Raw genomic sequence first — 20,414 nt, 5'->3', positions numbered from 1 at the left:
TGGACCCTCCGCGAGTACTTGGAGACACTGTGCTGTGTCGACGTGCCAGCCCCACGTAACGACCAAGGCGGCGCCGGGACATCGGCGCCGGTGTTATCCAAATCAGAGTGGAGTGAGACAGTCATGGCCAAGGTTCTATGCGTTTTATATGATGACCCCGTCGACGGTATGCCGAAGAAGTACGCCCGGGACGACATTCCCGCCATCACGAAGTATCACGACGGACAAAGCGCGCCGACACCGAAGGCAATCGACTTCAAGCCGGGCGAATTGCTGGGCAGCGTGTCCGGCGAGCTGGGCTTGCGCAAGTTCCTCGAATCGCAGGGACATACCCTGGTTGTTACGTCCGACAAGGATGGCCCCAATTCGACGTTCGAGCGTGAACTGGAAGATGCGGAGATCGTCATTTCGCAGCCGTTCTGGCCGGCATATCTGACGGCCGAGAGGATCGCCCGCGCGCCGAAGCTCAAGCTCGCGCTGACAGCAGGTATTGGCTCGGACCACGTCGATTTGCAGGCAGCGATCGATCGCGGTATCACGGTGGCCGAAGTGACGTTTTGCAACAGCATCAGCGTGGCTGAGCACGTTGTCATGATGATCCTGTCGCAGGTCCGGAATTATCTGCCGTCACATGAATGGGTCAAGAAGGGCGGCTGGAATATCGCGGATTGCGTCTCGCGTGCGTACGATCTTGAAGGGATGAACGTTGGGACCGTGGCGGCCGGGCGGATTGGCGCGGCGGTCTTGCGCCGGCTCAAACCGTTCGACGTCAAGCTGCACTACACGGATCGGCATCGTCTGCCGGAAGCGGTCGAGCGCGAGCTTGGCGCCACCTGGCACCCCACGGCTGAATCGATGGCGCGTGTCTGCGATATCGTCACCATCAATTGTCCGTTGCACCCGGAAACCGAGCATCTTTTCGACGAGAAGATGATCAGCAAGATGAAGCGTGGTGCGTACATCATCAACACGGCACGCGGGAAAATTGTGGATCGCGACGCCATTGTGCGTGCGCTGGAATCCGGTCAACTCGCGGGCTATGCGGGCGATGTCTGGTTCCCGCAGCCGGCTCCGAGCGATCATCCGTGGCGGACCATGCCGCATCAGGGCATGACGCCGCATACGTCGGGGACGACGCTTTCTGCTCAGGCTCGTTACGCTGCAGGTACGCGCGAGATTCTCGAGTGCTGGTTCGCCAAGGAACCCATTCGCGAAGAGTATCTGATCGTCGACGGCGGACGTCTCGCCGGCGTGGGCGCGCATTCATACAGCGCAGGCAATGCGACCTCGGGCTCGGAAGAGGCAGCCCGCTTCAAGAAGGCTTGACGCCGTGGGCACGCTGGTCCGGCTGTTGAGGGGCGGCGTGCGCATTTCCATAGGCTTTAAACGCAATGAATGAACAGATCGCTCGCGCGGCGCCCGCAGTTCCTTTAGCGCGGTTTAAACAAGCGGCATTCGGTTTTTTAGGTGGTTTTCTGGCAATTGGCGTGATCTCCCTGCTCGGGCATCTGACGAGCAGTCCGTTGGTGATCGCGCCATTCGGTGCGTCCAGCGTCCTGCTATTTGGCGCACCCGATAGTGCGTTCGCGCAGCCCCGCAACCTTGTATTCGGACATCTGCTTTCCACTGCAGTTGGATTGGCGGTGTATTGGTTCGCCGGTCCAGGGGTATGGTAAATGGGACTGTCGGTAGGGCTCGCTATTGGTTTGATGCAACTCGCCCGTTGCGTGCATCCTCCGGCGGGTGCTGATCCGCTGGTGATCATGCTTAGCGGTAACGCTTCGACAGGATTCTTTTTTGTTCCTGTCCTTAGCGGCGTTTGTCTGCTGCTGGTTATTGCGTTGCTGTTCAATAACGTCGTGCGCGGCCGGCGATGGCCTGAGCGATGGTCATGACAGGGCGGCCCGGTAGCGGCAACGCGTTGTCGCTACCGGATAAGCGCGTGCATATTCACGCTTACGCTTATTGTTCGAACCCGTTCCCCTGATTGCGCAATATTCGAATCGAGCTGTCGAGATGCGCGCGGGCACTTTGTGCATCGCCCAAGCGTATTTGTTCATACGTGCGCTGTGCTACTTCGTGCGGCACGGGCTTGAGCGGCTGGTTGCTACTCATGGCCTTGAGCTGAACCTCTGCCGCGCGCTCCAGATAATAGAGATCGTCCCAAGCCTCCGCGATGCTCGGGCCCGCCACCATCACGCCGTGATTCTTCAGGAACAGGATGTCGGCGTTGCCCATGGCGTCAGCAATACGGTCTCCCTCCGACTCATCCAGCGCGAGGCCGTTGTAATCCTCGTCGACGGCAGTGCGGCCATAGAACTTCAACGCCGTCTGTCCGAGCCACAAAAGCGGCGGCCCGTCGATCAGGCATAACGCAGTCGCATTCGGCATATGCGTGTGGAAAGCCGCTTTTACTCGCGGTTTCGACCGATGCAACCGTGCGTGGATATAAAACGCCGTGGCTTCCGGCTGGCCTTCACCCTCGATCACATGCCCTTCGAAGTCGCAAACGAGCAGGCGCGATGCGGTGATCTCGCTAAACGCATAACCATACGGATTGACGAGAAACAGATCGTCGTGCCCGGGCACGACACCCGAGAAATGATTGCAAACCCCTTCCTCGTAACCCCGCTGCGCCGCAAGCTGAAAGCACGCGGCAAGTTCAATGCGCGCCTGCATGATGGCATCGGAATCAAGCCGCGCGATGCGCGAGGAAGGAGCGGTGCTGTCGACTGAAAGCGAGTGAGCCATGATGATTGATTACCTTGAAAATTTACCAGCCTAATCTATTGAATAGCACAGGTACCTGATCGAGCGTTGCAAGCGTGGCGTCGGGTGTGTAATCGGGCAGTACCGTGCGGCCAGTACCACGATCGATCCACACGCAGCGAAAGCCGACCTCGCGCGCAGCCGCATGATCGAGGTGCGGGCTGGCGCAAATATGAACGACGTCGTCTTTGGTCACGCCAAGCGAGTCAAAAGCATAATCGAATATTTCCCGCGATGGTTTGTAAGCCCCGGCCTGCTGCGAGGTGACGACGCGATCGATCAATCCGCCAAGCTGCGCGACATTGCCCGCGATGATCTCGTCATCCGTATTCGACACAATGCACAAACGATAACCCGCCTCCTTAAGCCGCTCCAAAGCACCGGTTACTTCGGGAAACGGCGGCATGGCCGAGATGCTGTCTGTTAGCACGCGGGCGTCATCCGCGTTGCTTTGCAAGCCTAGCTCATCGAGTGCGAGCCGTAATGCATCCGTGCTCACGCTGCGAAACGACCGATTCGGGGAGGTTTGCTCAAGCGCATGTTCATGCCGATCGTAAATGCCGATGAACCGGGCCGGATCAATCGCCTCTGTTTGCTTGGCGGACAGGATCTTGCGGACTGCGGCTTGCAATCCTTCATCCCATTGGATCAGGGTGCCATAGCAGTCGAAGGTGAGCCATTGCGGCCGGCGGCTGTGTTCAAGCGCGTTAAGAGCCATGATTTGCTCGCTTAGTTAAGTGAAGTGTTGAGTGACCGAGTTGAGTGCATGCCGCAAGCGTAAAAGGATTGATCGATATTTGGAAATTAAATTAAACTCTGAACGTCAGTCGAAATTCAAATAACGCGGCGGTGGCTCATGCTAGATCTTGAGTTGTTGAACACCTTGGTTTGCGTGGTCGATGAAGGCAGCTTTACGCGCGCCGGCGAACGCGTCCATCGGACCCAGTCGACGGTGAGCCAGCAGATCCGCAAGCTGGAGGCAGTAGTTGGCCGGACGCTGCTGCTGCGCGACCGGACCGGCAATCACGTGAGCGCTACCGAGCATGGAGAGTTGCTCGCGCACTATGCGCGGCGGCTGCTGGCGTTGTCGACGGAGGCGCAGGATGCGTTGACCAGCGACGTAGCGCTCGAGCCGGTACGCATTGGCGTGCCCGAGGATTTCGACGCACGCCGCATGTCGGCCATGCTGTCGGGATTTGTGAAGATGAAACCCGGCGTGCGGCTTGAAACGGTAAGCGGCATGAGCGTCGATCTCCAGCGCAAGCTGGCTGCAGGCGAGGTCGAGATTGCGTTGCTCAAGCGCGAGCCGGGCAGCGGCGAGTGCCTTGCATCCTGGCCCGAATCGCTCGTCTGGGTAAAAGGAGAAGGCGTTGAACTGACGGACGAACCCGTCCCGCTAGCGTTGTTTCCGCAAGGTTGTGTGTACCGGCAGCGTGCGATCCGCGGGCTGGACAAAGCGCGCCGGCGTTGGCGCGTTGCGTTCGGCAGTCATAGCCTGACCGGCATTCAGGCGGCTGTTTCATCGGGGCTTGGCGTGTCGGTGTTGCCGACGACCGCCGTGCTTCCCGAGCATCGCATTTGTACAGATCTGCCCGACTTGCCGCCAACCGAGCTTGCATTGGTGAGCGCGGGCGGCGCGCTTAATGCGGTCCAGCAGGCATTGATCGAATTTCTCCGTGCGGAGATCAAGGCTTAGTACGAGGCTTAGCACAAGGCTTAGCACCGCGCGGTGCCTTAGTGTGCGGCTTCTGACTCAATCTTCAGTTCGGCTGCTGCGGTGGCATACGCCACGCAGCGTTTTGCCAAAATATCCGTCGGATCCACTAGCGTGATCGTCCGTCCGCGAGCGCTTAGCCATTGAGCGCCCGGAAGCAGCAATGGCAGCTCCGTACATCCAAGAATCACAATCTCGACGCCTTCGTCCGCCAAGCCTTCCAGTGCCGCGCGGATGTCGTCCATACACTGTCCATCGACGAACCCCGCCTTTACTCCCTCCTTGCCATAGATCGCATTCATCACGCTTGCCTGCAATGCCGGACTCGGCAGGACCTGCCGCAATCCTTGCGCTTCCAGGGCTTGCCGGTACATCCCGCTGGCTACCGTCCCCGATGTAGCAAGAAGCCCGACATCGCTAAGCGACGGAAACGAATCGCGAAGCATCTGGACGGTCACGGTCAGCATGTTGACGATCGGGATGCTGAGATAAGGCTGGATTCGATGAACAAATGCGTGCGCCGTGTTGCATGGAATCGCGATGATATCGGCGTCGCCGCTCTCGAGTTTCTTGCACGTGGCGTACAACGAGATGGTGGGGTCCGGGCCATCGCCGATCAGGTTGTCGGTGCGATCGGGGATCTGCGGGTTATGCTCGACCAGCAGCTTGATGTGATCCTGATCCCGCTTCGCCGGTGTGTTGCTGACAATTTTCTGCATGAAGTCCACGGTCGCCGCAGGACCAACGCCACCGACCACGCCGACCTTGAACAGCTTGGCCGGCGACTCATACTGGCCCGACACAATGTATTGGGCATACGCAAGATTCGAGTCGATCATCGGGACGCTCAGCGCGCCCAGCTCATCTGCAACGAGAGCGATCTCGGTCATGCCCGGCACGATGATCTCCGCACCTTGCGCAATGAGATCCGCGCAAGCGGCTTTCAGCAGCGCAACCGGCTGACCCAGCAGATGACCGGACTTGACGCCATTTTCTCCATACACCGCACGCGTGACGAGGTCCGTGGTTCCATCCACGCGCGGATGGATGACGTTGAACTCGGGCGCAGAAAAATAGCGTTCGAAGAGACCGTTGCGCCGCGTGTAGTCCGATGCCAGCACGCCAATGCGGCGCACGGAAGGAAATTTGCGCCGCACATGGTGTCGCACTGCCTCGATCATGTCCACGATCTGCAGGGGCGAGTTGGCCTTCAACTCGTCCATGAAGGTGTGGCTCAGGAAGCAGGGCAGCACGACTGTCTCTATGCCGCGCTTCTCGAATGCACGAATGAGATCGAAGATATAGAGCTTGCGTTCAACCGTCGCGGCGCTGGTGGCGCCGGCGCCGCGAAACGGATGCTGCTCGAAGACGACATCGAAGTGATCCGCGTCGCCGGTTGCGGGCGTCGACTTGACGAGCTTGAAAAACATGTCGGCGCTGGCGAGCGGCCCGAGTCCACCGATGACGCCCAAAGAGCGGCGTCCCTGCTGATGCTTCTCCCCCAGCTTCTCCCTCATTTTGCTTCGCCTTGCAGCTGATCGAAGGTCACGGCTTGCGTTCGCGTGACCCGAGCTGTTTCCCACTTCGCAATCACGGCCGTTGCAATGCTGTTGCCGATCACATTGGTTGCGGTCCGGCCCATGTCGAGTATCTGGTCGATCGCGAGGATCAGCACAACGCCGGACGGAGGCAGGTGGAACATCGGCGCCACGGCGGCGACCACCACGACCGAGCCACGTGCCACGCCAGCCATGCCCTTGCTGCTGACCATGAGCACGAGCAGCATCAGGATCTGCGTGCCTATCGGCATATCGATACCAAAGGCCTGCGCAATGAAGATGGCGGCGAACGACTGGTACATCATTGAACCGTCCAGGTTGAATGCATAGCCCAGCGGCAGCGTAAAGCCGACGACCTTCTTGTCCACGCCGAATTCTTCCAGCTTTTCCGTCAGGCGCGGATACGCCGCTTCGCTGCTTGCGGTTGAAAACGCCAGCATGGCGGGCTCGCGTACCGCTTTGAGCAACGACCAGATCGCGTTGCCAAGGAACGCGTAACCGGCGCCGATCAGGATCACCCATAGCAGCACCAGTCCCACATAGAAGCTGCCGATCAGCTTGCCGTAGGTCATCAGCACGTCGAGACCATGCAACGTCACAGCCGATGCAATTGCGCCGAATACGCCCACGGGCGCAAGGCGCATGACGTAGTCGGTGAGCTTGAGCATGGCGGGAACGAGGGCCTCGACAGCTTGTACGAGTGGCGTCACCCGTGAGTCCGACTTGATCGCACCCAACACAACGCCGAAGAGCACGGAGAACACCAGGATTTGCAGGATGTCGTTGCGCGCCATGGCGTCGAGAATGCTGGTGGGAAATGCGTGCGTAACAAAGTCCTTGAAGTTCAGCCCGGCGGTATTCAGGCCCGTGCTTACGTCGGAACTGGTCTGGACCATGTGAAGGCCCGCACCCGGTTGCAGGAAGTTGGCGAGACAGAGGCCGAGGGCGAGCGATATCAGCGAGGCGCAGACGAACCAGCCAATTGATCGAATGCCAATGCGGCGCACGTCGCTCGTTCCGTCCATTCCTGCAAGACCCGACACCAGCGTGGCGAATACCAGCGGCGCAATGATCATCTTGATGAGCCGCAGGAAGATGTCGGTGATGATGGAGAAGTAACCGGCCACTTCTTTTGCCGCGTTCGAATCAGCGGCTGTCCCGTGACAGATGTAGCCGGTCACGATGCCAAGCACCATGCCGATGACTATATAGAGCGTTAACCGGTTTTTCATTTCAATCCTTCCAGGAGTGTTTTCGCACGAGGATGAGCGTGGGCGGCCGTGCGATGGGTTTGACGAAAAGTGCCTTGGCGCGCCTTGGCTTAGGGGTCTTTTCTGTCTCTGGACGGATAGTAGAAGCGGACAAAAAACCCGCGATGCGGGTTCAGCATGTTGTTATGCGGTAACCGCATAACTAGGGTAAACACTCAGTAAATGCGCTCAGGCGGGCGAGCGCAGGTATCGCCACAGGGTGTCGATGAACTCGTTCCTATTCGACGCGTCGCGGTACACACGCAACTCGACTTCCAGATTCCATTCCTTGCCGCCAGCCGGAACGAGCTCGCCATTTTTCAGCTCGGTTTGTATCGAGCTTTTCGGCAACCAGGCAATGCCTTCGCCCTCCAGCACCATCTTCTTGAGCACTTCCGCCATGTCCGATTCGTAGTGCGGACGTAATGCCGGTTGTGTCTTGGCGCGGCGAAGCAGCAAGGCCAGGCAACGGCCAAAATAGCTGGTCTCCGTGTACGAGATAAGCGGCAAAGGGCGGCTGGCAGTGCCGGGCAAGCGCAGAGAAGGCCCCGACTTTTGATTCGGTTGGCAGACGGGCATGAATGTGTCGATGCCAACCGTCAGGTGCTCATAGCGCGCGGGATCGAGATGAAGCGGCAGGTCGGGGTGGTGATACGCAAACATGAGTTCGCAGTTGCCGTTCACCAGCATCAGGATGGAATCATGGACGTTGGTGGGAATCACGCGCGCCCTGACATCGCGAAATTGCGCGGTGAGCGTGTTGAGCCACGCAGGAAGAAAACTCAGCGCAATGGTGTGGCCCGCTGCAATCTGCAGCCCGATACCGGGCATTCGCTGTTCCGTCCGAATAATGGCCCGGGTGTCGAACAAGCGGTTGAGAATGTCGTCGGCAGCTTCCCTGAAGAGACGTCCGGCGGGTGTCAGTGTGGGCGGATAACTGCTGCGGTCGATCAGGTCGGCGCCCACCCATTGCTCGAGCGCCTGAATGCGCCGGCTGAAGCCGGACTGCGTGACATTACGAACCTCCGCGGCACGCGAGAAACTCTGGTACTGGGCAAGAGCAATAAAGTCCTCGATCCATTTAATCTCCATACTGCTCCCTGCTGGCTTCTCTTGGAGAAGCGCGTGTGTGCATGTCGGGCAAGTCAACCGCTGCCATGCGCGTGTGACGGGCGGCGTGTAATGAATGGCAAGGCTTTGCCAAGGGAGCTAATCGAGTTCGGACAAGTTGATCCGCTCACGACGATTGTATGCGAGGTCAAGACAACTTACCGCCTTAAGCCAATGGCTTGCGGGCATCTGGTTAAGCACCAGTGCGAGCATGGAGGCGGAGATTTCGGCGACCAGCGCGTATACTTTCGGACGCAGACCGCTATTCAATTGGATCGAGCGGCTAAGAGATTGCCTCGCTGATATTTCTCGATTGCGATCACGCCAAGTCACTAAGTAGCGGAAAATGAATAGCTAAGGTCAGCGGCATCCAACTTCAGGGGACATTTCATGCTTCAGGTTTGGGGACGACGCAACTCGTCTAACGTTCAGAAGGTCATGTGGCTGATCGGCGAGCTTGATTTGCCACATGAGCATATTCCCGCCGGAGGAAGCTTCGGCCTGACGCAGAGCGCAGAGTTCCTGGCCATGAATCCGCACGGACGTGTGCCGGTCATTAAAGACAGCGACGGCACTATTGTCTGGGAGTCGCACAGTATCTTGCGATACCTGGCGGCGCGTTATGGCAGCCCGCGGTTCTGGAGTGAAGACGCGGGTCAGCGGTCGCAGGCGGACCGCTGGATGGACTGGTCTCAGAGCAGCTTGCAGCCCGCCTTCCTAACGGGCGTGTTCTGGGGCTTTTACCGGACGCCGGAGGCTTTGCGCAATGCGAAGAGCATTGACGAGAACCTTGGTCGTTGCGCGCAATATTTTCGGCTCCTCGACCGCGTGCTGGCCGAGCGGCCCTTCATTGCGGGAGACAGTTTGAGCCTGGGCGATATTGCGGCCGGCTCTAACCTTTATCGTTATTTCGAACTGGATATCAAGCGGCCTGACGTTCCTAATGTTGAAGCCTGGTATGAACGGCTGCAGCTTCGCCCGGCGTTCCGCGAGCACGTAATGGTCCCATTCGATGAGTTGTTCGGGCGGCTCGACTTCTAGCATGGAAGCTTACCGGCTTAAGAGCGCGGCTTAAGCACTTAGGCTACGCTAAGCGCCAAGCCAACGTCACTTGCTGTCGTGTATGTGCTCGACCAGATAATCAATCAACGCCCGCACCTTGGGCGGTAGAAAGCGATTCGGCGGATAGAGCAACCATACCGAGCCTACATAAGCGAGCGCTTCGAGATCCCAGTCGGCGAGCACTTGCACGAGTTCACCGCTCTCCAACGCTCCGCGAGCGGTAAATTCCGGCAAGTTCGCGATGCCGAAATCCTGTTGCGCCGCTTCGAGTCGCGCGCCCGCATGATTCGCTATATATCGCCCGCTTACCTCCACGGTCTGCGTCTCGGTACCACGGCGAAAACGCCAGCGGTTGTCGTCGGTGGTTTCGCCCAGATAGAGGCAGTCGTGTTGCGCGAGATCGCGTGGATGCTTGGGCGTGCCGCGCGCCCGCAGATACGCTGGCGACGCACACAACACCCAGCGTACCGATCCCAGCCGCCGTCCCGCCAGACCGGGCGGCGGATGATCCGTTAGCCGGATCACGAGGTCGAGATCGTTCTCGAGCGGATCGACCTCATGATCCGCGTATAGCAATTGGAGATCGACTTCCTCATACGCGCGCAAAAAGCCCGGCACCAGCGGATGAATCACCGTTTTCGCAAAGGCTGTCGGCGCGCTCACACTGACTTTTCCCTGCGGCCGGCCGGCCAGTGACCCGGCTGCATCCACGGCGCCCGACGCCGCGCTCACGATGTCGCGGCAGAACCGGACGACCTGTTCGCCCGATTCGGTCACCTTCACCTTGCGCGTCGATCGTTCGAGCAGCCGCGTGGCCAGCGCTTCCTCAAGACGCTTGATCTGGCGGCTGACCGTCGACGGCGTGCTGCCGAGCTGGCGCGCGGCCACGGAAAAGTTGCCGGCATCGACGACACGGGCGAATACGGCCATGTCGGGCAGCAAAGCAAAAAGTTCTGTTGGATTCATCGGGTGGTCGCGAGTGGGGCGAGGATTAATGCATCTGCGACATAAAGGCTTTGCGCATCGACCCGATTATCGTCTCATGTGCAACGCTCGACAATACGGACTCATTCTCCTGAGGTCCGACTATGTCCAAGCAAGACCGCCTTCTTTTAGTGTCCGACCTGATGCTGCTCGTGGTCGCGGTGGTCTGGGGCACCAGTTACGGAATCGTCAAGCATGCGCTTGTGTTCTATCCGGTGCTGGGCCTGCTGACGCTGCGATTCGGCATGACGTTCGTCATGTTGTCGCCTGCATTGCGAAGCTTGCGGCATGCCGACGCGCGCACGCTGCGCGGCGTATTTATCGCAGGCTTGCTGCTGTTGGGCATTTTCTTAAGCGAGACGTTTGGCGTGCTGCTGACGCGCGCCGCCAATGCGGCGTTTCTGATCAGTCTCTGCGTGGTGATGACGCCGCTGGTCGAGTGGATGCTGCTCAAGCGCAGGCCCGGGCGGATTGAGTGGGCAGCAGTCACGCTCTCGCTGTTAGGCGCATGGCTGCTTGCCGGTGATGGTGGGTTCGTCTTCAATCCGGGCGATGCGCTGATCCTGCTGGCGGCTTTGCTGCGCGCGCTGAATGTCTGCGTGACGAAACGCGTGTTGCGTGACTCGACGCTGCCGCCTTTGTCAGTGACGGCGGTGCAGTCGGGCGTGGTCGCGTTTGGTAGTGCTGCCGTGGCGCTCGTGTTTGCGCCGCAGCAGTGGCAGCACGTGCCGTCGTTCACGGGGCATGAGCCGTTTTGGGCCAGCGTGTTTTATCTGGTTTTTGCGTGCACGCTGTTCGCCTTCTTCGCGCAGAACTATGCGATCAAGCGTAGCAGTCCAACCCGCGTTGCGTTGCTGATGGGCAGCGAACCCGCGTTTGGCGCGTTGTTCGCCTGGCTGTGGCTTGGCGAGAAAATATCGCTTATTGCATGGATCGGCGGCGGGTTGATTGTCGTGGCGTCCATGCTGGCGACCGTGCGCTGGCGCAAAGCGGTAACGGTGAACGTGCCCCGTGCTTCAGAGGTTCTGCCTTGACGCAGACATGATCTTGACTGCTTCCAGGTGAGCGTTGATGGATTCAACCAGAGCCGTGGGCGCGTCATGCGCGATCACCTGATCCTGCGAGGCTAGCGTGGCATGAATAGCCGGTGTCATGCGCGTGAGCATTGTCTGTTCGAACGCGCGAATGGCTTCGGTCAGATCCGCGAACGAATGCGAGGTGAGGCAACGAGTCAGGTCGACCGCATCCAGCATGGCCAGGTTCGCGCCTTGTCCGGTGAAGGGCGGCATGACGTGAGCGGCGTCGCCGAGGATCGTGATGCCGGGGCACGTGGTCCAGGATTGCTCCGGCGGAAATGTGTAGAGCGGCCGTGGAAGGAAAACGTCGTCCGAGGCACGGAGCAGGTCGACTATTTCAGGCGACCAACCCGTGAACAGGTCGAGCAGACGGTTGCGCGCCTGCAGCGGTTCGTGAAAATCGATGCCGGTCTGTTCAACCCAGTTCTCCGCGACTCTCAGCGCAACATACACACGGATGGTGCCATCACCATTGCGCTGAGCCATCAGTCCCTTATTGTCGCCAAGCGCGAGGATGCTGCCGGGTCCGACCAGAGTCGCGAGAGCGGGATGTAATGTGTCGACAGCAGTCAGACGTGTCTCGATGAACGTAACGCCGGAATACGCTGGCTTCAGCGCCGATATCAACGGCCGCACGCGGGACCATGTTCCATCGCAACCGACCACGAGATCCACGCGAACGCTGGCTCCGTTGCAGAAGTCGAGGCGTTGTGTGCCGGTGTCTTCAGTGACCACCTGGAGCAGTTCGTGCCCCCAATTCACGGTGCCGGGTTCGAGTGAACGGAGCAGCAGATCGCGCAGCTCGCCACGATCAACTTCCGGCCGCATCTCGTCTTCATCCTCTGCGCGCATCTCGACGCGTTGCGTGCCGTGTTTGTCGAATACCTTGAAATGCTGGCCCTGATGCCGGGCAATACGGTGGAAATCGCGATCGAGCTCTGCCTCGCGAAGAGCGAGTTGTCCCGATAGTTCGTGCAGGTCCAGGCTTCCGCCCTGGTTCCTCGACTCAGGCGAGTGATCACGTTCGTAGATGCTTACAGACGCGCCGCGCATTTGCAGAAGCCGTGCCAGGGTCAGGCCAGCGGGGCCGCCTCCTATGATTGCTACATGCTTATCCCGCAGGAATGGGGCGATTTTCGTCACGGTAGACTCCGTATGTCATCAGTTGATGACGCGGATTATTTGCCGGAGGACGGGGATTTGTCAACAAGTGATGACTTTGGTGGTTATCCGAGCTTTTCTGTGTTCTCGATCGCCGTTCTCGTGCCGCTCCCTAACTGCGTGACAGCTTCAATCAGGGCGCGCCGGAACACCACGTTCGAAGCCAGTTCGGGACTGAATACATCGCGACAACCTAGCATCGCATCGACAAGGCTTTCCGGCGCGTTTTCCACGTCTCCCGCGTTCGTCGCAAGCGCAGTCAGCCGCGAGGCCAGCGGATCGTTGATAACGAAAGTCGTGCCGTCGTCGGCGTGTCCGCGCAAGAAAACGAACCACGCTGCAACGCCAAGCGCGAGTCCCGTGATTGCTTGCCCGCGCCCAAGGCGGGCCGCGATCGTCGCGAGAAGGCGCGGCGGAATCTTCTGACTGCCATCCATTGCGATCTGCGCGCAGCGATGTTTCAACGCCGGATTCGCGTATCGTTCGAGCAGTGCATCGCGATACGCCATCAAGTCGAACGATGCCGGAACATTTAAGGTCGGTGCGATCTCGTGCGTCATCATCGAATGGATCAGTGTGCGCAGCGGCGCGAACGAAATTGCTTCGTCGATGGTCGCGAACCCCGCCAGCATCGACAAATAAGCAAGTGTCGAATGTGTGCCGTTCAGCATGCGCAGCTTCGCGAGTTCGAATGGCATCACGTCGTCCACGAGTTGCGCGCCCACGCGTTCCCATGCGGGTCGTCCGGCAGGGAAGCGGTCTTCGATCACCCATTGACGAAACGGCTCGCACGGGACCGGCGCCTCGTCGCGAAGCTCAAGCGCAGCGGCCGCGGCGTCACGGTCGGCGTCCGTGGTCGCGGGGACGATACGATCCACCATCGTTGACGGGAACGCGACTTCGCGATCGATCCAGGTTGCCAGCGCTTCGTCGAGCGCGCGAGCGTGGGAACAGACCACCTGGCGCAATGCTGCGCCATTGTGCGAGAGGTTGTCGCAAGAGAGCACGGTGAACGGCGCGATGCCGGCATCGCGCCGCGTCTTCAATGCGGCGACAAGGATACCCGGCACCGTGCCGGGCTCGCCCGGATGCTCCAGATCATGTGCGATGCCGGGATGGCCGAGGTCGACGTCGCCCGTCTTCGTATCGCGGCAATAGCCTTTCTCCGTGACCGTCAACGAGACGATCCGCACATTTGTGTCGGCGAGCAAGTCGAACAGTCGCGCGCGGTCATGCGGCAGCGCGAGCACTTCACGCAGCGCGCGAATAACTGTTGTCTTCACACCCTGCAGCCCACGCTCCACGACGCTATACAAGCCATCCTGCGCCATCAACGCATCGCGCTTCGTCACGTCGCCTTGCAGCGTGACCCCGCAGATTGCCCAGTCGCCACCCGCGGCAAGCATGGCCTCTTCCGTATAAACCGCTTCGTGCGCCCGATGAAAATTTCCGATGCCCAGATGAACGATGCCAATGCGGGGATCGCGCCACTCAGGCGCTAGCAGATGGTCCTCGATTAACGGAAGCGCCTTGCGGCAAAGCATGGATTCACTGGTCATTTTAAATAGCCTGGAGCGGGAAAACCCTTGATTGACGATTGAGTCTACTTGTATGGTAGCATCAATTCCATTGATCGCACCTCAAGGAAATTCCCATGAAAATCGTTCGCGCCGATGTCATCGTCAGTTGTCCGGGACGCAACTTCGTCACGTTGAAAGTGGTGACCGATGAAGGGGTTCACGGTATTGGCGATGCCACCCTCAATGGCCGCGAACTGGCGGTGGCGTCTTATCTGAAGGACCACGTGTGCCCGCTGCTGATCGGTCGTGATCCGGGGAGCATAGAAGACATCTGGCAGTTTTTATACAAGGGTGCGTACTGGCGTCGCGGTCCGGTGACCATGACCGCCATCGCCGCGGTGGATGTGGCGCTGTGGGACATTCTGGGCAAGGTCGCGAATCTGCCTTTGTACAAGCTGCTCGGCGGCGCGTCGCGTGAGAGCGTGATGGTCTACGGGCATGCGACCGGACGTGACATTCCTGAAGCCCTCGACCGCTATGCAGAGCATGTGGAAGAGGGCTATCAGGCTATCCGCATTCAATGCGGCGTGCCGAACATGCGCTCGGTGTACGGGGTATCGAAGGGTGCGGGCATGTATGAGCCCGCTACCAAGGGCGCGGTGGAAGAGCAAACGTGGTCGTCGGAAAAGTATCTCGACTTCGTGCCGAAACTCTTCGAAGCAGTGCGCGACAAGTTCGGATTCGATACCCATCTGCTCCACGACGTGCATCACCGTCTCACGCCTATAGAAGCGGCACGCCTGGGTAAATCAGTCGAGCCGTATCGGTTGTTCTGGATGGAAGACCCCACGCCCGCGGAGAATCAGGCTGGTTTCCGCCTGATTCGCCAACACACGGTGACACCTGTCGCGGTGGGCGAAGTATTCAACAGCATCTGGGATTGCAAGCAACTGATTGAAGAGCAGTTGATCGACTACATTCGCGCCACACTCACGCATGCGGGCGGTATCACGCACCTGAAACGCATTGCGGATTTTGCGTCGCTCTATCAGGTTCGTACGGGTTGCCACGGGCCGTCAGATTTGTCGCCGGTCTGCATGGGTGCGGCGCTCCATTTCGACTTATGGGTGCCGAATTTCGGCGTGCAGGAATACATGGGTTTTCCGAAGGAAGCGCTCGATGTTTTCCCGCACGCATGGACCTTCGAGCGGGGCACGATGCATCCCGGCGAGGCGCCCGGTCACGGCGTGGATATCGATGAAGAACTCGCGGCGCGCTATCCCTACGATCCGGCTTATTTGCCGGTCGCGCGACTCGAAGACGGCACGCTCTGGAACTGGTGAGCGGCGGTGCTCGGCAGAACCACTTGGCGGTGATCTTCACGATTGGGGTACGCCGTCACTCGCGACGTCTCTCCGCGAATCGCATTCATCCCCTGTTTTCGCGGCGCGCCTCTAGCCACGCGCTGTGCTTCGGCACTTACACCATTCAACGGAGCTTCTCATGCTTGCAGCCGTCCTTCACGAACCGAAACGCCTGCGTATCGACGAAGTCGATGCGCCTCAACCACAGCTGGGTCAAGTTCAGATCCGCGTGCGCGCGGGCGGTATCTGCGGGTCAGATTTGTCGTATTACTTCAAGGGCAAAAGCGGCGATTTCGCGGTCCGGGAACCGTTCGTCCTTGGTCATGAAGTCGCGGGTGAAATCGCCGCGCTGGGGGAGGGCGTGAACGGTTTGCGCGTTGGCCAGCGTGTTGCCGTGAACCCGGGTCTGAACTGCGGCGAGTGCCGGTTTTGCGTGAAGGGCATGACCAACCATTGCCTGAATATGCGCTTCATGGGCAGCGCCTCGACGTTCCCTCACATGCAGGGCATGTTCCGCCAATACATTGCGGTTGCCGCTCGCCAATGCGTGCCGGTTCCTGATGCACTCGACTTCGCGCAGGCATCGATGGCGGAGCCGCTCGCCGTCGCATTGCATGCGCTGCGGCATGCGGGATCGCTGGTCGGCGCCCAGGTACTTGTGATCGGCTGCGGACCTATTGGCTGCATTTTGCTAACGGTCGCGCGGCGTGCCGGGGCGCATCGTCTGGTCGCGCTCGACCTCGCCGACAAAGCGTTGCAGATGGCCGCTACGCTAGGCGCCGATCAAACCGTACTCGCCACCGACCAGGCACAGGTCGAAGCATGGTCTCGGTCACGCGGCACCTTCGACGTGGTGATCGAAGCATCCGGCAGCCCTGCCGGGCTCGACACCGCGCTTCGGGCCGCACGCTCGGGTGCCACTGTGATCCAGGTGGGCAACCTGCCGGCGGGACAGTCGCCGGTCGCGGCCAATCTCGTGATGGCGAAGGAGTTGCGTTATCAGGGATCGTTCCGTTTCACCGATGAATACGCGGTCGCGGCCGAAGAAATCGCTACCGGGAAAATCGATCTGAGTCCGTTGATGACGCATGTCTTTCCGCTCGCGGACGCGAACCATGCGTTCGAAGTGGCCCATGACCGCAACCAGTCGATGAAGGTGCATCTGCAGTTCGATTGAATCCCTATCACCGTTTTGCTCGAACGCCCGATCACGAAGAGGCGTATTCCAGGAGACATTCATGTTCAGAAGCCAGCGCTGGTTCGTGGTCGGTTTGCTGTTCCTCGCCGGCGTGATCAACTATCTCGATCGTGCTGCGCTCTCGATCGCGGCTCCGCTGATCCAGAAGGATCTCGATTTTTCGCATGCGCAGATGGGCATTGTGTTCAGCAGCTTTTTCATCGGCTACGCGCTGTTCAATTTTATCGGCGGCGTGGCGTCGGACAAGATCGGCGCGAAGAAAGTATTCGGCGCATCGATGGGCATCTGGTCGCTATTCTGCGGGGCGACAGCGCTGGCAAGCAGCCTCGTTTCATTGATCGTGCTGCGGGTTCTGTTCGGCATGGGCGAGGGGCCATTCAGTTCATCGAACAGCAAGATGGTCAACAACTGGTTTCCGCGACGCGAGGTGGCCAGCGCCATTGGTGTGATCAGTTCAGGTACGCCGCTGGGGGGCGCACTTGCGGGACCGGTGGTTGGCTACATGGCGATCCGTTTTGGCTGGCGCTGGGCGTTTGTCGCGATCATGGTGCTCGGTCTGGCATGGCTCGTAGTGTGGACCTTGACCACGACTGAACAGCCGCAGCAGGACAAGCGCGTGAAACCCGAGGAGCTTGCGTTGATTGTCGCGGGGCAGCAGCAGGCCTCGTCGATGGAGCATGCGCCCGAAGGCGAAAAGATGGGGCTGAGGTTCTACCTGAAGCAACCGATCATTCTTGCGACCGCATTTGCCTTTTTCGCCTATAACTATGTGCTGTTCTTCTTCCTGTCATGGTTCCCCACGTACCTGACTGAAGCGCATCACATGTCGCTTCATGACATGAGCATTGCGACCGTGATCCCTTGGTTGCTCGGCAGTATCGGCCTTGCCGCTGGTGGCTTCATCACGGACCTGATTTTGCGAGTCACGGGCAAGCCGTTGCTCGCGCGGCGGATCGTTTTGTCGGTATGTCTCGGGGTAGCAGCCGTATGTGTCGGATTTGCCGGGCGAGTGGAAAGCATGGAGGGAGCGGTCGCGCTGATGTCGATGTCGATTTTCTTTCTCTATGTCACGGGCGCGGTTTATTGGGCCGTGATTCAGGATACCGTCCGGCGTGAGAATGTGGGGGGCGTGGGCGGATTTGTGCATCTGCTGGCGAACCTCGCTGGCGTGATTGGGCCCGCGGTGACGGGCTTTATTGTGCAGGCGACGCATGGTGCCTATGGCAGTGCGTTTGTACTTGCCGGTGCTGTTGCGGTGTTGGGTTCGCTTTGTTCGCTGATCTGGATTCGCGAGCCACGCGGCGACAGGCTTAGGGTGCGGCGCGCTCTGGTCTAGGAGTTTTTGCTCGCGCCGGTGGACGGGTTTTTGGGGTTGGGGTGGTTTTGGGTTAGCGGGCGGGTCGGTGCTGGGTTGGTGCTTTCGGCGTCAGCGGTCTGCGAGAGTCGGATTTTCTCTTTATCACTGTTAGCCACTGTGCGTGGCGGCACGTCATTTCTTTGTCCAAAGCGACAAAGAAACGAAGCAAAGAAAACGCTTTCAACCACGCTACCCTAAGTGTCCACAGCGTGCAGTTTTGATTCATAGGTGCCCCAAAAGCACGGTGCTCGCCAGAGCCACGGATGTGTGAACCCCTCTTTCTCCGAACACGGATACCCACACGCTTCGCCACCAGTGATTGAACCTGCCCAAGGGGCACCCCGCGCTATCCGCGGACGACCAACCTCCAAATGTGTACGCGTCTCGAACCACGTCGCCAACCTACCAAGTAATAAAGCCCCAACAGTGCGTAAGGCCGTAACCGACGAAAATGACGGTGTAGGCCGCGTAACCAACTCACCAAGGACTGAGGCAGTAAATACGCGTCACGTCGAGCTGCTGCGGATCAAGCTGTGACCTACGAAATAAGCGAACCGATCAAGCAGCCAACCCACCAAAAAACGAAGCATGCAGAACGCGTGAGGCCGTACCGGTTCCTTGGCCACACGTGCTTGCCCGAGAGCGTACGGGGCGAAGCGTGTTCGTGTCAGGATTCGCGAGAAGGAGGGTTTCACACATCGGTGGCTCTGGCGAGCACCGTGCTTTTGGGGCACCCATGAATGAAAACTGCACGCTGTGGACACTTAGGGTAGCGTGTTTTAAAAGCGCTTTCTTTGCTTCGTTTCTTTGTCGCTTTGGACAAAGAAATGACGTGCCGCCACGCACAGTGGCTAATAGTGATAAAGAGAAAATCCGACTCTCGCAGACCGCTAACGCTGAAAGCACCAACCCGGCATCAACCCCGACCACTAACCCAGAACCTAGCCCCCCGCCCCAACTCCAGAACCTAGAAATCCAGATCACCCCCGACCTCTGACGCTCAAATCCGACCACCACGGCGTGGTAGTATGGTAGATGACAAGATAAAATTCGAACACTATCTTCGTCCTCTTTTTACTACTCATCCAAGTGTGGGTCATGGTCACGAAAAACGTCTTACCGGCGCCGTTGCGACGTAACGCGTCTTCGTCAGATGGCGCCGGTCGCAATGAACCAACGGTTTCTTCCAAGCCACCGGCCGCACCTCCCCGCGGCCGCACTCGCGCAACGGAACCGCGTGTAGCGCTGCCCAACCTGCGCGGTCAGCTTCGCGTCGAATCGCACGAACCCATCGGCAAGCAAATCTTTCGTGCCCTGCGTGAAGCCATTTTCTCGGGTGCGCTGGTGCCCGGCACGCCACTGTCCGAGACCGAGGTTTCAGACATGTTCCAGGTCTCCCGGCAGCCGGTTCGTGAAGCGTTCATCAAGCTTGTGGAGTCGGGCGTGCTGCAGGTGCTGCCGCAAAGAGGAACCTTCGTGAAGAAGATCTCACCGCGGCGCGTTCGCGAAGGCAGGTTCATCCGTGAAGCGATCGAGGCCGCAGTGGCCCGCAAGGCCGCGCTTGAAATCACGTCGGCGCAACTCGCCGACCTCGCTGAAAATCTACGCGACCAGAAGACCGCTGCGAAGGTGAACGACACCACGTCGTTCCTTGCACTCGATGAGCGCTTCCATTTCCTGATAGCACAATCTATCGATTGCGTGGCGGCATGGGACACCATTCAGGACATCAAGGCTCAGATGGACCGCGTGCGTTATCTGAGCCTGCCGGAAGTCTCACCTCTTGAATTGCTGATCAAGCAGCACGCACGGATTGTGAGCGCACTGAAAGCGCATGACGCCGACGGCGCGGAAGAAGCAATGCGCGCCCATTTGCGCGAGATCCTGGTCTCGCTAAAACCGGTTGCCGAGCGCAATCCGGATTGGTTCGAACCGGATGAAGGCGAGCGCGTCCACCTTGCTAACTAACTCGGCGGCACAGCGCTCCGTTGCGCTCTCAGACGATCTCGATTTCAACGAACACAACCTCGTGGTCGCTAGCATTGACGACGTTATGTTCAACGCCCTTCAAGCCGGCATAACTCTGCCCGGCATGTAGTTCGGAAACTCGGTTACCTGTTTTAGTTTCAAGCAGGAGTTCTCCGTTGGTCTGCGGAACGACAATGTAGTCGTGCCCATGAACATGCCAGCCGGTTTCGGCGCCCGGTGCGAATCGCCACTCGGTGACTATCGCCCGATCGTTTAATACCTGCTGCGTGGGGACTGCCGGTGTGCGGCTCATGCAGTTTCC

Annotated in this window: 17 protein-coding genes and 1 pseudogene; 9 read left to right on the top strand and 9 right to left on the bottom strand. The window is 59.3% G+C overall.

What is annotated here, in order from left to right; translation table 11 throughout:
* Positions 1 to 123 precede the first annotated feature (123 nt).
* Both HB376_RS08170 and HB376_RS40860 read left to right on the top strand, forming a co-directional pair.
* The gene (locus HB376_RS08170; protein ID WP_213762908.1) at positions 124 to 1,326 is read left to right on the top strand and encodes an NAD-dependent formate dehydrogenase; all 1,203 of its coding nucleotides are present in this window, start codon (positions 124 to 126) and stop codon (positions 1,324 to 1,326) included.
* A 65-nt stretch (positions 1,327 to 1,391) separates the two neighbouring features.
* Positions 1,392 to 1,895, top strand: a pseudogene (locus HB376_RS40860) (HPP family protein).
* Positions 1,896 to 1,962: 67 nt separating this feature from the next.
* Here HB376_RS40860 and HB376_RS08155 read toward each other — a convergent pair.
* Both HB376_RS08155 and HB376_RS08150 read right to left on the bottom strand, forming a co-directional pair.
* Positions 1,963 to 2,751 carry an aldolase gene (locus HB376_RS08155; protein ID WP_213762905.1) on the bottom strand — a complete coding sequence of 263 codons (789 nt, stop codon included), beginning with the start codon at positions 2,749 to 2,751 and terminating at the stop codon, positions 1,963 to 1,965.
* A gap of 22 nt (positions 2,752 to 2,773) precedes the next feature.
* Complete coding sequence (locus HB376_RS08150; protein WP_213762904.1) at positions 2,774 to 3,487, bottom strand: haloacid dehalogenase type II; 714 nt, start codon at positions 3,485 to 3,487, stop codon at positions 2,774 to 2,776.
* 138 nt (positions 3,488 to 3,625) lie between these two features.
* On the opposite strand from HB376_RS08150, the gene HB376_RS08145 reads away from it, so the two are divergent.
* Positions 3,626 to 4,465 carry a LysR family transcriptional regulator gene (locus tag HB376_RS08145; RefSeq protein WP_213762903.1) on the top strand — a complete coding sequence of 280 codons (840 nt, stop codon included), beginning with the start codon at positions 3,626 to 3,628 and terminating at the stop codon, positions 4,463 to 4,465.
* A 38-nt stretch (positions 4,466 to 4,503) separates the two neighbouring features.
* Here HB376_RS08145 and HB376_RS08140 read toward each other — a convergent pair whose 3' ends face one another.
* From HB376_RS08140 to HB376_RS08130, 3 genes are all read right to left on the bottom strand, one after another.
* Positions 4,504 to 6,000: an amino acid racemase gene (locus HB376_RS08140; protein ID WP_213762902.1), complete on the bottom strand. Its 1,497-nt coding sequence runs from the start codon at positions 5,998 to 6,000 to the stop codon at positions 4,504 to 4,506.
* On the bottom strand, positions 5,997 to 7,274 hold the full coding sequence (locus tag HB376_RS08135; protein WP_213762901.1) for a dicarboxylate/amino acid:cation symporter: 1,278 nt from the start codon (positions 7,272 to 7,274) through the stop codon (positions 5,997 to 5,999). The genes HB376_RS08140 and HB376_RS08135 overlap by 4 nt, the downstream gene beginning before the upstream one ends.
* 207 nt (positions 7,275 to 7,481) lie before the next feature.
* Positions 7,482 to 8,384 (bottom strand): LysR substrate-binding domain-containing protein, encoded by a 903-nt coding sequence (locus tag HB376_RS08130; RefSeq protein WP_213762900.1) that lies wholly within the window; start codon positions 8,382 to 8,384, stop codon positions 7,482 to 7,484.
* A 408-nt stretch (positions 8,385 to 8,792) separates the two neighbouring features.
* Between HB376_RS08130 and HB376_RS08125 the strand changes: the two genes are divergently transcribed.
* Positions 8,793 to 9,443 carry a glutathione S-transferase family protein gene (locus HB376_RS08125; protein ID WP_213762899.1) on the top strand — a complete coding sequence of 217 codons (651 nt, stop codon included), beginning with the start codon at positions 8,793 to 8,795 and terminating at the stop codon, positions 9,441 to 9,443.
* A 66-nt stretch (positions 9,444 to 9,509) separates the two neighbouring features.
* Here HB376_RS08125 and HB376_RS08120 read toward each other — a convergent pair whose 3' ends face one another.
* Entirely contained in the window at positions 9,510 to 10,430 is a 921-nt protein-coding gene (locus HB376_RS08120) for a LysR family transcriptional regulator (RefSeq protein ID WP_213762898.1), read from the bottom strand.
* A gap of 122 nt (positions 10,431 to 10,552) precedes the next feature.
* Between HB376_RS08120 and HB376_RS08115 the strand changes: the two genes are divergently transcribed.
* Positions 10,553 to 11,482, top strand: coding sequence for a DMT family transporter (locus tag HB376_RS08115; RefSeq protein WP_213762897.1), 930 nt, complete (start codon positions 10,553 to 10,555; stop codon positions 11,480 to 11,482).
* Here the strand turns inward: HB376_RS08115 and HB376_RS08110 are convergent.
* The gene (locus HB376_RS08110) at positions 11,465 to 12,667 is read right to left on the bottom strand and encodes an NAD(P)/FAD-dependent oxidoreductase (protein WP_213762896.1); all 1,203 of its coding nucleotides are present in this window, start codon (positions 12,665 to 12,667) and stop codon (positions 11,465 to 11,467) included. The genes HB376_RS08115 and HB376_RS08110 overlap by 18 nt on opposite strands.
* Positions 12,668 to 12,750: 83 nt before the next feature.
* The gene (locus HB376_RS08105) at positions 12,751 to 14,244 is read right to left on the bottom strand and encodes a mannitol dehydrogenase family protein (RefSeq protein WP_213762895.1); all 1,494 of its coding nucleotides are present in this window, start codon (positions 14,242 to 14,244) and stop codon (positions 12,751 to 12,753) included.
* A 95-nt stretch (positions 14,245 to 14,339) separates the two neighbouring features.
* On the opposite strand from HB376_RS08105, the gene manD reads away from it, so the two are divergent.
* The 4 genes from manD to HB376_RS08085 all read left to right on the top strand — a co-directional run bounded on the left by manD (position 14,340) and on the right by HB376_RS08085 (position 20,092).
* Positions 14,340 to 15,548, top strand: coding sequence for a D-mannonate dehydratase ManD (gene manD, locus HB376_RS08100; RefSeq protein WP_213762894.1), 1,209 nt, complete (start codon positions 14,340 to 14,342; stop codon positions 15,546 to 15,548).
* Positions 15,549 to 15,708: 160 nt separating this feature from the next.
* Positions 15,709 to 16,746 carry an L-idonate 5-dehydrogenase gene (locus tag HB376_RS08095; protein WP_213762893.1) on the top strand — a complete coding sequence of 346 codons (1,038 nt, stop codon included), beginning with the start codon at positions 15,709 to 15,711 and terminating at the stop codon, positions 16,744 to 16,746.
* A gap of 61 nt (positions 16,747 to 16,807) precedes the next feature.
* Entirely contained in the window at positions 16,808 to 18,103 is a 1,296-nt protein-coding gene (locus HB376_RS08090; RefSeq protein WP_213762892.1) for an MFS transporter, read from the top strand.
* A gap of 1,119 nt (positions 18,104 to 19,222) precedes the next feature.
* Positions 19,223 to 20,092, top strand: coding sequence for a GntR family transcriptional regulator (locus tag HB376_RS08085; protein WP_255631224.1), 870 nt, complete (start codon positions 19,223 to 19,225; stop codon positions 20,090 to 20,092).
* A 28-nt stretch (positions 20,093 to 20,120) separates the two neighbouring features.
* Here HB376_RS08085 and HB376_RS08080 read toward each other — a convergent pair whose 3' ends face one another.
* Complete coding sequence (locus tag HB376_RS08080) at positions 20,121 to 20,405, bottom strand: cupin domain-containing protein (RefSeq protein ID WP_213762891.1); 285 nt, start codon at positions 20,403 to 20,405, stop codon at positions 20,121 to 20,123.
* Positions 20,406 to 20,414 lie beyond the last annotated feature (9 nt).

The sequence above is a fragment of the Caballeronia sp. dw_19 genome, from assembly GCF_018449515.1.
Classification (GTDB): domain Bacteria; phylum Pseudomonadota; class Gammaproteobacteria; order Burkholderiales; family Burkholderiaceae; genus Caballeronia.
The sequence above is the reverse complement of the archived record's forward strand: the minus strand, read 5'-3'. Positions and strand labels throughout refer to the sequence as shown.

Excerpts from the sequence above, each read along its gene's own strand:
- HB376_RS08170 (WP_213762908.1), top strand. The coding sequence starts at position 124 with ATGGCCAAGGTTCTATGCGTTTTATATGATGACCCCGTCGACGGTATG.
- HB376_RS08155 (WP_213762905.1), bottom strand. The coding sequence starts at position 2,751 with ATGGCTCACTCGCTTTCAGTCGACAGCACCGCTCCTTCCTCGCGCATC.
- HB376_RS08150 (WP_213762904.1), bottom strand. The coding sequence starts at position 3,487 with ATGGCTCTTAACGCGCTTGAACACAGCCGCCGGCCGCAATGGCTCACC.
- HB376_RS08145 (WP_213762903.1), top strand. The coding sequence starts at position 3,626 with ATGCTAGATCTTGAGTTGTTGAACACCTTGGTTTGCGTGGTCGATGAA.
- HB376_RS08140 (WP_213762902.1), bottom strand. The coding sequence starts at position 6,000 with ATGAGGGAGAAGCTGGGGGAGAAGCATCAGCAGGGACGCCGCTCTTTG.
- HB376_RS08135 (WP_213762901.1), bottom strand. The coding sequence starts at position 7,274 with ATGAAAAACCGGTTAACGCTCTATATAGTCATCGGCATGGTGCTTGGC.
- HB376_RS08130 (WP_213762900.1), bottom strand. The coding sequence starts at position 8,384 with ATGGAGATTAAATGGATCGAGGACTTTATTGCTCTTGCCCAGTACCAG.
- HB376_RS08125 (WP_213762899.1), top strand. The coding sequence starts at position 8,793 with ATGCTTCAGGTTTGGGGACGACGCAACTCGTCTAACGTTCAGAAGGTC.
- HB376_RS08120 (WP_213762898.1), bottom strand. The coding sequence starts at position 10,430 with ATGAATCCAACAGAACTTTTTGCTTTGCTGCCCGACATGGCCGTATTC.
- HB376_RS08115 (WP_213762897.1), top strand. The coding sequence starts at position 10,553 with ATGTCCAAGCAAGACCGCCTTCTTTTAGTGTCCGACCTGATGCTGCTC.
- HB376_RS08105 (WP_213762895.1), bottom strand. The coding sequence starts at position 14,244 with ATGACCAGTGAATCCATGCTTTGCCGCAAGGCGCTTCCGTTAATCGAG.
- manD (WP_213762894.1), top strand. The coding sequence starts at position 14,340 with ATGAAAATCGTTCGCGCCGATGTCATCGTCAGTTGTCCGGGACGCAAC.
- HB376_RS08095 (WP_213762893.1), top strand. The coding sequence starts at position 15,709 with ATGCTTGCAGCCGTCCTTCACGAACCGAAACGCCTGCGTATCGACGAA.
- HB376_RS08090 (WP_213762892.1), top strand. The coding sequence starts at position 16,808 with ATGTTCAGAAGCCAGCGCTGGTTCGTGGTCGGTTTGCTGTTCCTCGCC.
- HB376_RS08085 (WP_255631224.1), top strand. The coding sequence starts at position 19,223 with ATGGTCACGAAAAACGTCTTACCGGCGCCGTTGCGACGTAACGCGTCT.
- HB376_RS08080 (WP_213762891.1), bottom strand. The coding sequence starts at position 20,405 with ATGAGCCGCACACCGGCAGTCCCCACGCAGCAGGTATTAAACGATCGG.